Genomic DNA, 12,928 nt, shown 5'->3' with positions numbered 1-12,928 from the left:
TTTTATTCCTCTCAAAAGTGAAAAACAATTTTTTATTAATTTTTGTCCTTTTAATTACTCTTTCTTGCAAGAAAAATGACGAACTCAACCTTTTAAAATGGGAAAAAATATCGGAGCGAGTTCAATATCAACCGTATCCAGATGGTTTCAAATTAAAGACGGGGAAATTTACCTACAATATTAATTCTTCCGATTTACCCTACAAAAAAGTCATTTTGCTAAATGCAAGTTTGGTGGGATATTTCACGGAATTAGGTGAAGAGAACAAAATTATCGGAATTTCTAGTCCGGAATATATTTATTCAGAAAAAATTCATCAATTGATTAAGGAGGGGAAAATTCAGAATATTGGCAATGAGCAGAAGTATGATATCGAGAAAATCATCGCTTTACAACCAGATGTTATTTTCACCAATTACATCGCGAGCTTTGATAATACGTATGATCTCTTAAGAAAGAACGGTATCGAAATTATTTTTCTAGACGAGTATTTAGAGCAAAATCCTTTGTCAAAATCAAAATATCTGATCGTCTTCGGAAAGTTATTAGGAGTTCAAAAAGAATCAGGCGCAAAATTCAAAGAAATCGAAAATTCCTATAATTCCTTAAAATTGATTGCCACAAAATCAACTTCACAACCTACTGTTTTAGCCAATGAAATATATGGAAATCAGTGGTTTCTTGCGGGTGGTAAATCAAATTTGGCACAATTTATTTCAGATGCCAATGCCAATTATATCAATGCTGAAAACGCAGATTCCAAATCGATTCCGCTAAGTTTCGAAGAAGTTTATACCAAATCCGAAAATGCTGAATATTGGATCAACGTGGGAAATCACAAATCAAAAAAGGATTTGCTCCAAATAAGTCCTAATTACGTTAAAATGAAAGTCTATAATTCTGGAAAACTTTATAACGTTTCTGGCAGAGAAAAGGGAAGTGCCAATGATTATTTTGAAACCGGCGTTGTTCGTGCTGATTTGGTTTTAAAGGATTATATCAAAATCTTTCATCCAGAAATTTTTCCGCAGGACTCTTTGTATTTTATGAAAGAACTAAAATAATAATTCTATTTTTGCGAGGCTTTACCAATCATTATGTGGAAAAAAATTAAAAAACTTATTTTTATTGTCATCTTGGCAAATATCCTTTTCATTATTTGGGGAAAATTTTTCAATCCACCTTTTACCATTACCCAGATTGGTGGATTAATAGAGTTTGGAAAATTGCATCGCGATTATGTTTCTTATGATGAGATGGGAAATAACGTAAAACGGGCCGTAATTGCAGCTGAAGATCAAAGTTTTTTCACGCACAGCGGATTCGATTACAAAGCCATTGAAAAAGCCATTAAATACAATGAAAAAGGAACTAAAGTCCGCGGTGGAAGTACGATTTCTCAGCAAACAGCAAAAAATGTATTTCTTTGGCAGGGCAGAAGTTGGCTCCGGAAAGGTTTAGAAACAGTCTACACTTTTATCATAGAAGTTGTTTGGGGAAAAGATGTAATTCTGGAACGCTATTTAAATTCTATTGAGATGGGTCGTGGTGTTTTCGGTGTTGAGGCAGCATCCCAATATTATTTCCAGAAAAGTTCCAAGGATTTGTCAAAAAATGAAGCTGCTTGGATTGCGACTATTTTACCGAACCCTAAAAAATATGATCCAAAAAATCCTTCCGCTTATTTGAATAAAAAGCACCGCTGGATTTTGCGACAGATGAATAATGTAAGCTTGAAATAATCTATCTTTGTCCCTGATTATGCCCTCTTACAACAGAATTAAACTAGATTTTAATACCGTAGTTACTAAGTATTTTAGTTTTCAGAATGAAACAAAATCTTTGGAACCCTTGGTAGAATTGGTGCGTAATATCCGGCATACAGATTTCGATGAAATATTAGATTTTCTGCGCAATCATACAGAAATAGCGAAAAATTTTAGTCATTATCTTAAAAATATTTTTCAAGACAAACCCTTCAATTTATCTCTTACCGAAGCTAATATTCTCTCCGAAAACGCTTTCTATCCAGAATTTAAGAAAAGGATACTGAACAAAATATTACCCGCCGTAGAAAATGAAAATACGGTTTGGTTTCTGGTCGATGCAGTGTCTGTGCGTCCTAAAAGAGATTTGGAATATTTTCAAAATCTTGAACCAGAAAAACTCACGGAGTTTTTTCAATTGCTTGATATTGATCGCTTAATCTTAAAGAGAAATGTTAAACTAGAGCTTCTTTTTTCCCTGAATATTTTGGCGTGGCGTGTAATAGGAAACGCGATGGATGTAGAAGTTGTCAATATGGCACCGGAATATAGAAAGTTTGATAATCCATTTATTGCGCTCCAAAATGAATTGGATATTCTGAATGAAAATTTTAAGCAGAATGAGCACTTTGTTTTACATTCAAAAGATGAAAATTATAAACAAATCAAAGTCTATATGCAACAATGCTTAGATTTTGTGACCTTATCATTCAAAAATGCATCGCGATACGGAATATCAAGCAAAATTAATCAGTCCCTGCTCAAGATCAGGCAGCAGCTGTTGAGAATGGAGGCCATCTTAGGCGTAATGACCATTGATGAAGATGAAGAAATTGTGGACAATTCTAAGCAATTGTTTTTCAATATCTTAGAATTTAAATCGCATAAAAATAATATAAGAGAGCTCATTGCAGACAGCACCACATTACTTTCTCATTTGATTACCAATCACACCGCAGAAACGGGAACCCGGTACATTACTACCAGTTCACGTGATTATTTGAAAATGTTCATGAAAGCGAGTGCGGGTGGAGTTATCGTAGGATGTCTTGTGGTCTTAAAATTATTTTTTGGCTCCTCTGCTGGGAGTGATTTTTCCCATGCAATTTTGTACTCTTTCAACTACGCCATGGGTTTTATTATGATTTATCTGATGAACTTTACTTTAGCGACCAAACAACCTGCGATGACGGCTGCAACAATGGCAAAAGTTCTCTCTGAGAATGAAAATACGCAGAAAAACTATGTGGATTTTGCGCACTTGGTTTCCAAATTATTTCGGACCCAGTTCATCGCATTCATGGGTAATGTTTTTTTAGCTTTTCCTGTGGCTTTGGCGATCATTTATGGGTTAGATGTTTTGTTCCAGCAAAATTTTGCTGCCGATAAAGCAACTCAGATTTTAGAGCAACATGATCCCTTTCATTCCAAAGCAATTTTGCACGCCTGTATTGCTGGATTTTTCCTCTTCATATCGGGATTGATTTCGGGTAACGTAGCCAATAGTTCAGTGTTTTACCATATTCCGAAAAGGATTGCGAAGAATCCCTTTCTCAATCATTTCTTGGGACAACAAACGGCGCAAAGAATATCTGATTATTATGCCAGAAACTGGGCAGGATTAGTTTCTAATTTTTGGTTCGGGGTCTTCTTAGGTGTCACGGGTCCAATCGGTCTTTTCTTAGGGTTGGATTTAGATATTAGACACATCACTTTTGCTGCTGGTAATGTAGCTTTAGGTTTTTATGGAAAAGGATTTGATTTGGATACCTACACGGTTTTAATCTCTTTAGCAACCGTTTTCATTATTGGCTTCTTTAATTTTACAGTGAGTTTTGGGCTCTCCATGTTTTTGGCTTTCCGCTCCAGAAAAGTGAATCTTGGAGAAGTAAAAGAGATTTATCGAGAAATTTTAAGGTATTTTTTAAAAAATCCTTTGCGATTTTTTCTTCCCATACAATCTACTGATTTGGATATTAGGGCCAAAGAAATGGTAGAAAATACAGTGGCTACAAAATCAGAAGATCGCTAAATCCAGCGTCTGGAAACTTTTCTTGAAACTTAGTGAGGAAGAAGGTTTTACGCATTCTGAAATCATTCCTTAGCAATGGTGATTTTATTTTTATTTCTAAAATATCCCGCTTAATATTCACTGATTCTATTTCTTGAAACAGCGCACCATTTAAATAGTCTTGCAAGAAGTCTTTTACTTCAAAAGCCAATAATTTATCTTCAAAACCATAGATTCTCGCGAATGATTTTACGAGTTCTGAGGATTGAAATTCTCTTTTCTTTTTCATATTTCAGTTTCGAGTTACGTGTTTCGAGATTCGCGTTAATCAATTCGAGTTACAAATTATGATTTATTTTTTTCATCATTCCAATTAATATTAACCCATTTTAAGTAATTATTAATTTTGCCACCAAGTAAATTACACTCTTTTTGAAGCGGTTCAAATTGACTTCCCAATTCGTAAAGTTCATACTTAGGAAGTTTCAAGGAATTTGGATGCGTTCTGATAAAAAGATCAAAACTAAGTTTATAAATATCTAAAGTTCTGTAACTCATTTCAAATCATTTAAAAATTAAAAAAATCATTGTCTTTTCTTTTTTTCCTCAAAACCCGAAACCCGAAACCCGAAACCCGAAACTCGTACCAATAATTTACAATTCAAAAATTTTCGATTCTTCATTTATCCTCTTCACCACATTCTCCGTTCTTTCTTTACTCGTATCGGTGATAAATATTTGTCCAAAATGTTCTTGATTTACCAGTTCGATAAGTTGAGCAACTCTAGAATCATCTAATTTGTCAAATATATCGTCGAGTAAAAGTATCGGCGTTTTGCCCGTCAATTCTTTGATCCTATTCATCTGGGAAAGTTTTAAAGCAATCAAAAATGATTTTTGTTGACCTTGACTGCCAATCTTTTTCAAAGAATTTCCATTCATTTGAAAGAGTAAATCATCTTTGTGAATTCCTTTAGAAGTATAGGTTAGAACTCGGTCTTTTTCCAGGTTGGTTTGCAAAAGATCCCTAAAACTTCCTAATTGTAAATCCGACTGATATTCCACCGTTACTTTCTCTTTGGCGTTGGAGATAATTTCATAATAACTTTGAATTAAAGACAAGATTGAATCTGTAAATTCTTGTCTTTTCTGAAAAATTTTCGTTCCAAAAATCACCAAAGGTTCATTATAAATCTCTAGATTATCTGCATCAAAATACCGATTTTTGGAAAAGTTTTTCAGCAAAGCATTTCTTTGCTGCACCGTTTTTTGATATTGAATTAAGTTGAATAAATACTGTGAATCAGTTTGAGAAATCATAGCATCCAAAAATTTCCGCCGGCTCTCTCCCGAGTCAGAAATAAGGTTAGAATCGTAGGGCGAGATTATAACGCTGGGCAAAAAACCAATATGATCCGCAATTCTGTCATACGGTTTATCATTTTTTTTGATAATCTTTTTCGCCTCTTTCGGAAGCTGAACCTTAATGATATTTTCTTTTTCTCCATCGAAAATTTGACCTTCAATCGCGAAAAAATCTTCCTCGGTTCGGATATTATTGAGGTCGGTGTTTCCTAAAAAACTTTTCGCGACAGACAAATAGTGCAGGGCGTCTAAAATATTGGTTTTTCCGGCGCCATTATTCCCCACAAAACAGTTGATCTGATTGGAGAAATCGAAATTTCTTTCGGCGTGGTTTTTAAAATTAATTAGTTTTAAGTTCTTGATAATCATAATCCGAAAATGGTTTGTAGTTTTTCAGGATTTTGTCTGGTGTCCCAAATTGTTACGATTTCTATTGTAGCTTCCGTTAAAGTATAAATGAAATAAAAATCTCTAATTAATCTCTTTCGGCAATGAATATGTGGAATTTCTAAGCCAATTTCGGGACAATTTAAAATCATCTCTGCACACTCATTAAATAACTTATTGCGCTTTTTAGAATAGGTTTTAGATTTATTTCGTTCCAATACTTCAAAATTTCTTGACGTTGCACTTTTGCAGAAGTCGCCCAAATCAATCCTTTAGCCATTCCTCAAAATATTTTTCAACCTCTTCATTACTGTGAACTCGTCCATTTTTCACATCATCCATTCCTATCTTAATTATTTCTAAAACAAAATCAGGCAAAACCACCACTTCTTCCTTGAAATAATCTTCTACTTCTTGTTCTGTCATCGGTTGTTCTGATTTGTAAATTGAGGGCGATTCTGCAATGAATGTTGGATTTTCAGAATTTAGAATTTCCCAGCTTTTTTTGCAATTGAATTTGGTCAGAACAATCATTGATTGCACCAATTAATTTGCTTCTAAAAGTTTCTAAATTTTCCATCCTCCTAAATTTCAGTAAAGGTAAATAATTCGATTTTAATTTCTAAAAATTTCGGAAAGGAAAATAATCAAAAGTGGCAAGCCAGAACAGCTTTCCACCCAAAATGAAAAGTATAAATCGTTATTAGAATTCTTCGAACAATAAATAAAGATATATGTGAAAATTGATGTGAGAAAGAACGCAATAGAATAATCCGTTTTTAAGTAAAAGATCGCAATCATTAGACTAATAAAAACTAAACCATAAGCCAAATATTTCGTGTGTTGAACTCCAATTAATTTGGGGAAAGTGACCACCGTGTCAGATTTCATATCGCGAATATCGAAAGGTAAAACCAAAGCAGTAATAAAGAACCAACTGATCCAAAAAATCCCTGAATTAAATTCCGGTAGAATCAGCCAGGAATTAATTAAAGCCCAGCTTAAACCCACATAACATATTTTAAATAAAGGAATTTTTCGGACAAATAATTTTAGAAAAGAACTGTCATAAAGCAGTCCCAAAACCACGATGATTAACCATTTAATTAATCGATCACCATTATGATTGTAAATAATAAGAATCATACAAATAATGCCAGAAATCACATTTAAGACTAAAATTTTGTGGAAAAGTTTTCCCGTGTTTTGGTATTTCGTGTAAAGATATCCGCTGAAATACGTGATGAAGATGAGCGCGATGGTCGGTGTTTTGATGATGTTTTGCTCGTACATAAAAAAAACAGCAAATAAAGTTCCCATCAGGGAAACAAAAATTTGACTGTCGACTATGTATTTTTTTAGTAAATTTAAACTGTTCATTTTCTCCACCCTTGAAGGTTTGCTAAAACCTAGGAGGTTCTAAACTTGAAAACAAATCTATGAAAAATAAAATTTTAGCAGTCTTCCTTCTGCTCTTTGCATACACGCAGGTTTTTTCCCAAAAATATTACGATGATCAATGGAAAAAGATATCAGAAAACTATAAAAAAGGAACTTACAAATCCAACCTTCCTCTAATTTTAGACATTCAAAATCAGGCTATGAAAGACGAAAATGCGGTGCAACTCATTCATTCCCTGAAAGCGGAATTTACCATCATCAATCAAACGTATGATGATACCAAAAATGATTCGATTACTCAGTTTTTTAAAAAATTGCAAGGTTTAGAAACTAAATTGCAAGGCGATGATCATCTTTTGTATCAGGTTTTGTTAGGCGATTTTTTTACGGATTATTACAATCAAAATCAATGGCGAATTAACCAGCGAACCAATATCGATAATCAGGATTTCGGTGAAATAGAAACTTGGTCCAAACTGGATTTTAAGAATTATTTGACCGCACATTTCGAGAAATTAGCAAAGAAGAGAGTCGATTTGCAAAGATTGAAAATCGCTCCCTACAAAACTATTTTTGGAGACACGGAAGATTTAGACTATTTCCCCTCCTTATTTGAATGGAACGGTCTGAACGAAATAAATTTTTATAATAATTCGCAACTTTTTACGCCCAACGAAAAGAAAACTAATCAAACGAAAATTTCAAATTTATACTCCGAATTAATTCAAAAAAATACTGGGAATTCAAAACTCTATTTTCAACATCAAAAATTGAATGATCATTGTGCATTGACCAACTGTAAAGATAAGGTGCAGGAACTTCAAAATTTGGTCAATTCCTCCACAGAAGGCGATTATAAAGTCATGATCATTGGTGAAATCATCGATGATTTAATGGGGAAAAGTGATTTTAACGGCGCCCTAAAACTAATAGATTCTACCAAGTTAGAATATCCAAAATCTGCGTACCTGAATAATATTTTAAATCAGGAACGCCTTATTCTGCAGCCGACATTGACTTTCCATTATGAAAAACATACGCAGGCAAATCGTCCTATTCACGTCGTGGCAGATGCAAAAAATGTCTCCAAATTTTCTTTAAACATTTATGAAGTTAAAGATGATCAATTGGGTTTCTTAAAATATTTAGCCAATGAGTATGAAAAAATTCGCTTTGGTCAAATTAAGAAAAGCCTTGTTCGCAAAGAAACTTTTGACTTGCAGGATTTGAAAGATTACCAATTACACAAAACTTCTTTGGAAATCAAGGGGCTTCCTTCTGGAATTTACGTCGCAGAATACGTGGTGGAAAATGCCATTCAGGAGAACTTCTACTTTATCGCCACCAATTCTCGAGTGATTTTCACCAAAAAAGACGAGAGAAAATCAATTGAAGATCAGTTGAAGTTAGTCAATCGAGAAAATGGGAAGGCAATTTTCAGTGAGAATTTGAAAATATTTGAATTTACAAATGATAACAAACAAAATGAATTTCCCGTAAAAACAGATCAATCCGCAAATTTTAAATTTCCAAAATCACCTGACAATCAATATTATCGATATTATTTAATTCAGCAACCTGCTACGAATGATTACAATGTGATGCAGGTTTATGGAAATCAATATTACAGTGAATCAACAATTCCCAAAGAAGAAAATCTGGCGCAAATATTTCTGGATCGTGCAATTTATCGTCCTGGGCAAATTGTTTATTTCAAAGTCATCAACACGAAGTTGGTCATTGACAAGGAGTCTGTGAATGCGGGAATTTCTCAAGAAATTATATTAAACGACGCCAACGGTGAAGAGATATCGACTCAAAAATTTACCACTAATGAATTTGGATCTTACCACGGCAGTTTTACGTTGCCCAATGGAAAACTCAATGGCAATTTTTCGTTGGAAGTAGATTCTGATGATTTAGATGATACGGCTTACAAATCATTTAAAGTGGAAGAATACAAACGTCCAAAATTTGAAGTTACTTTTGAACCTATCAAATCGGAATATAAATACGGACAAACCATTGAATTGAAAGGAAAAGCCATGATGTTTTCCGGCGTTGCTTTGAGCAATGCAACCGTAAATTATGAGATTAAGAAACAAAATATTCGCTGGAGATATTTCTGGTGGTACCCACGTGGAAATGATAATGAAAATTCCATTTTAGGAGAAGTGAAAACGAATGATAAAGGAGAATTCACCATAAAACTCGACCTTAAAAAAGACGAAACTTTAGACGGAATTCAAGTTGATAATTATGAGATTAATGCATCTGTGACGGATATTAATGGAGAAACACAGTCTGCCACGGAAAATGTTAAAGTTGCCTCAGTTTCGCATTACATCAACACTTCGACTCCGCTCAGCGAACTGGACTTCTTTACAGATAACAATGTCAAATTTAAAGTTGAAACGAAAAATTACAACGATCAGAATTTAAAGAAATCCTATCAGGTAAAATTGTCGAAACTTCAGCCGAAAGAAAGAGTTTTCCGAAACAATTTCGAAAATCAAGTTCAGGACTTACCGAAGTTTCCAAAGGTAGAATTTGTTCAAAAATTCCCGCATGATTATTTTTCCAAAGAAGAAAAAGAGGATAAAATTGAAAAAGTAATCTTAGAAAAAACTGAAAGCCCGAATCCCGAAACTCAAAACTCGGAACTCGATTTAGGGAAATTATCCGCTGGAAATTACAAACTCGAACTCTTTAATGTTGAAGGAAAAGATACCATTAAAACAGAAAAAACGTTCGCTGTTTTCAATAAACGATTTTTGACCGATTCTCAAAAACCTTATTTAAAAGTCCTTCAGTCAAAATCAGAATTTAAGCGAACTGAAAAAGCAAAAATTTATGTTTATTCCGCTGTTCCAGATGCGTTGATCAATGTATATGTTCAAAATGGAAATGGAGAAACTTTGATGGAGCAAAAGAAATTGAAGAATGGCGTTTTAGAATATGAAGTGGCATTTCCAAAAGACGAAAGTATTGATCAAATCAACATTCAGTTTCAGTTGGTCGCTTTTAATGACGTAAAAACCGAATCAATTAATTTGACGATTGCTTCCGACAAAAAACCGTTGCGAATAGAAACCGTTACTTTTCGGGATAAATTACAACCCGGACAAAAAGAAAAATGGACGGTTAAAGTTCTCGGCGACACTTCGACTTCGCTCAGTGCAAGTTCAGAAAAAACTATAGCTGAAGTTTTAGCGAATATGTATGATAAATCCTTGGATCAATTTGCGGATAATTCTTACTCTTGGCAACAAATCTACCAACGGTTTTTCCTTCTTAATTCGTATGGAATCAATGAAAATTTGGCGCAGGAAAATTATAGCAAAAGAATTAAATACCTTGATCAAAGAAATGTGAGAATTCCTACTTTTTCTTGGTTTGAAAGTGATTTTAAAAAAGAATATCTTTATGGAAATGCCTCTGGAATAGAAATTAGAAAGCAAAGTGCAAAAATGGAAGTGATGTCTGATGCTGCAATGGAGGTTGTGCAAAATGTCGTTCCGGAACCTGTAAATGCTCCAAAAGTAGATAGTTCTCCGCCACCACCAACGAATTTAGGTTATCCTGGACAAGATGGACCAATAGTGGAAGTAGACATGAGTAAGATTCCAGTTCGTCAAAATCTCAACGAAACCGCATTTTTCTATCCCAATTTATTAACCGATAAAGACGGAAATGTAACTTTTGAATTTACGTCACCAGAAGCATTGACTCAGTGGAAATTGATGTTTTTAGCACATACGAAAGATGCACGTTCTGCAACTTTAGAAAAATCAGTAATTACGCAAAAAGAGTTTTCGGTAACGCCGAATTATCCAAGATTTTTACGCGAAGGTGATGAACTCAATCTGCAATCGAAACTCTCTAGTTTAGTCGATAAAAAACTGAGCGGAACAGCACAATTGCAAATTTTAGACGCTTTTACGAATGAAGACATCACAGATAAGTTCGTGAAAATTGGTGAAAATTCGCGGGAATTCGTGTTGAAAGAAAACGGAAACGAAGTTGTGACCTGGAAAGTGAAAGTTCCAAATGATGTTTCTTCCATAATCATTAAAGTTGTCGCCACTTCGACTTCGCTCAGTGGACAAAATACCTTTTCAGATGGAGAACAAAAAGCAATCGCCGTTTTACCGAACAGAATGTTAGTTACGGACGCAGTTCCAATCTTTGTGAAAGAAGGTCAAACCAAAACTTTTACCCTAGAAAATTTAGCAAAAAATACGTCGAAAACGGCTGTGAATTTCTCCAATACTTTAGAATTGACGACCAATCCGATCTGGGAAATCATGTTCGCCTTACCAAGTTTGAAAAATGATTCGAACAATTCTGCAGACGTCGTTTTCAATAAATGGTTTGCTGATGTTTTGGCTTCCGAAATTTTTAAAGCCAACCCGAAATTAAAAACCGTTTTTGAGGAATATCAAAGCAAAGGTTTACTGGTTTCTAACCTGGAGAAAAATCAGGAGTTGAAACAATTATTGCTCGAAGAAACGCCGTGGGTTTTAGAAAGTAAAAATGAAACCGAACAAATGGAGAAACTCGCAAGATTATTTGATGCGAACAATATGCGAAATTCCATTAAAGAAGACTGGAGTGAATTGCAGAAATTACAAAATCCAGATGGCGGATTCTCCTGGTACCAAGGTTATCCGAGTTCCTATTATAACTCGCTTTACATCTTGAAAAATCTCGGGAAAATTAATGAATGGCTGAAAGGAAATACAGCGGATTATCAAAGTTCCGAGCAAAAAGAAATGGTTGCGAAACTGATTAATTATGTAGATTCCGAAGTGTTCCGCTACTACACTTTTAATACGGTCACTGAGCGGAGTCGAAGTGATATTTGGAATAATTATGTTTTAGATTATCTCGACACCCGAAATTATTGGGAGAAAGAATATCCGCTGAAAGGAAAAGGAGCGCAGTTGAAAACTTTAGTGATTCAAAAAGCACCAAAAGCGGAAATCAAAGATTTCACTTTCTTCGGTTTGCATCGAGCTGCTTTGCTTTTCAATGATTATAAACTCCCGGTTTTGTCCAAAAAATTAATGACTTATTTGAAAGAAACGTCAACAGAATCAGAAACGCAAGGAATTTATTGGAAACAAAACTTGAACGATTGGGGATGGTATAATTCCAAAACCGTAAATCACGCCGGAGCTTTGGAAGCCTTCAATAAATTAACGCCAACTGATGAAAATTTCCTTGAAGAAATGAAGATTTGGCTCATCACTCAAAAAGAAGTCAACTCTTGGGGAAGTTCGCGCGGAACTGCAGAAGTAATTTTCACGATTTTAAACTCCGGCAAATCCTGGACAACCGCAGAAAGCGATAAAGCCACCATCATTTGGGGCGGAAAAGAATTGATCAATCCAGAAACGAAAGCGACAGGTTATGTGAAATCAACTTCAAAAGGTGAAAAAATCGATAAGAAATTGGGAACCGTAACGGTGACAAAACCTGGTCCTGGAATTGTTCAGGGTGGCTTATTCTGGCAATATTACGAGGGTCTGGATAAAATAAAATCATCTGAATCTTACCTTTCAATCACCAAAGAATTGTACAAAAAAGTGAAAACCGTAAATGGGGAAGAATTGCAGAAAATCACAGGTGAAACTCCATTAAAAGTTGGCGATAAAGTTACCGTGAGAATGATTTTAAATACCGACCGAAATATGGAATTTATTCATCTGAAAGACATGAGAGCTGCAGGATTTGAACCTTTAAATGTGATTTCCGGGTACGAATGGAAGAACAATTTGGGCTATTATCAATCCACAAAAGATGCATCCACGAATTTCTATATCGAGAATATGCGAAAAGGAAAATATATTTTCGAGTACGATTATATTTGTAATGCTTCCGGAACGTTCAGCAATGGAATCACAACGCTGCAAAACTATTACGCTCCGCAAATGAATGCGCATACAAAAGGAACAAAAATTACGATTTCTGAATAATTTACTTTGTCAAAGTT

Annotated in this window: 10 protein-coding genes; 4 read left to right on the top strand and 6 right to left on the bottom strand. The window is 34.5% G+C overall.

Going from position 1 to position 12,928, the window contains the following annotated elements:
• Nucleotides 1–17: 17 nt before the first annotated feature.
• Genes RCH13_RS03585 through RCH13_RS03575 form a run of 3 tightly spaced genes read left to right on the top strand, consistent with a single transcriptional unit; the run spans nt 18 to nt 3,798 of the window.
• Complete coding sequence (locus tag RCH13_RS03585) at nt 18–1,064, top strand: ABC transporter substrate-binding protein (protein ID WP_326985840.1); 1,047 nt, start codon at nt 18–20, stop codon at nt 1,062–1,064.
• Nucleotides 1,065–1,097: 33 nt separating this feature from the next.
• The gene (gene mtgA, locus RCH13_RS03580) at nt 1,098–1,742 is read left to right on the top strand and encodes a monofunctional biosynthetic peptidoglycan transglycosylase (protein WP_326985839.1); all 645 of its coding nucleotides are present in this window, start codon (nt 1,098–1,100) and stop codon (nt 1,740–1,742) included.
• A gap of 19 nt (nt 1,743–1,761) precedes the next feature.
• Entirely contained in the window at nt 1,762–3,798 is a 2,037-nt protein-coding gene (locus RCH13_RS03575) for a recombinase (protein ID WP_326985838.1), read from the top strand.
• Here the strand turns inward: RCH13_RS03575 and RCH13_RS03570 are convergent.
• The 6 genes from RCH13_RS03570 to RCH13_RS03545 form a co-directional block, all read right to left on the bottom strand.
• Nucleotides 3,776–4,066 carry a hypothetical protein gene (locus RCH13_RS03570; RefSeq protein WP_326985837.1) on the bottom strand — a complete coding sequence of 97 codons (291 nt, stop codon included), beginning with the start codon at nt 4,064–4,066 and terminating at the stop codon, nt 3,776–3,778. The genes RCH13_RS03575 and RCH13_RS03570 overlap by 23 nt on opposite strands.
• 56 nt (nt 4,067–4,122) lie before the next feature.
• Entirely contained in the window at nt 4,123–4,335 is a 213-nt protein-coding gene (locus tag RCH13_RS03565; RefSeq protein ID WP_326985836.1) for a hypothetical protein, read from the bottom strand.
• Nucleotides 4,336–4,431: 96 nt separating this feature from the next.
• The gene (gene recF / locus RCH13_RS03560; protein ID WP_326985835.1) at nt 4,432–5,511 is read right to left on the bottom strand and encodes a DNA replication/repair protein RecF; all 1,080 of its coding nucleotides are present in this window, start codon (nt 5,509–5,511) and stop codon (nt 4,432–4,434) included.
• The gene (locus RCH13_RS03555; RefSeq protein WP_326985834.1) at nt 5,508–5,747 is read right to left on the bottom strand and encodes a type II toxin-antitoxin system RelE/ParE family toxin; all 240 of its coding nucleotides are present in this window, start codon (nt 5,745–5,747) and stop codon (nt 5,508–5,510) included. The genes recF and RCH13_RS03555 overlap by 4 nt, the downstream gene beginning before the upstream one ends.
• 46 nt (nt 5,748–5,793) lie before the next feature.
• Nucleotides 5,794–6,063 carry a hypothetical protein gene (locus RCH13_RS03550; RefSeq protein ID WP_326985833.1) on the bottom strand — a complete coding sequence of 90 codons (270 nt, stop codon included), beginning with the start codon at nt 6,061–6,063 and terminating at the stop codon, nt 5,794–5,796.
• Between the two features lie 81 nt (nt 6,064–6,144).
• Entirely contained in the window at nt 6,145–6,849 is a 705-nt protein-coding gene (locus RCH13_RS03545; protein WP_326985832.1) for a hypothetical protein, read from the bottom strand.
• A gap of 119 nt (nt 6,850–6,968) precedes the next feature.
• Here RCH13_RS03545 and RCH13_RS03540 point away from each other — a divergent pair, with 119 nt between their 5' ends.
• Complete coding sequence (locus RCH13_RS03540; RefSeq protein ID WP_326985831.1) at nt 6,969–12,911, top strand: alpha-2-macroglobulin family protein; 5,943 nt, start codon at nt 6,969–6,971, stop codon at nt 12,909–12,911.
• Nucleotides 12,912–12,928 lie beyond the last annotated feature (17 nt).

It is taken from the genome of Chryseobacterium sp. MP_3.2 (assembly GCF_035984805.1).
Taxonomy (GTDB): domain Bacteria; phylum Bacteroidota; class Bacteroidia; order Flavobacteriales; family Weeksellaceae; genus Kaistella.
The sequence above is the reverse complement of the archived record's forward strand: the minus strand, read 5'-3'. Positions and strand labels throughout refer to the sequence as shown.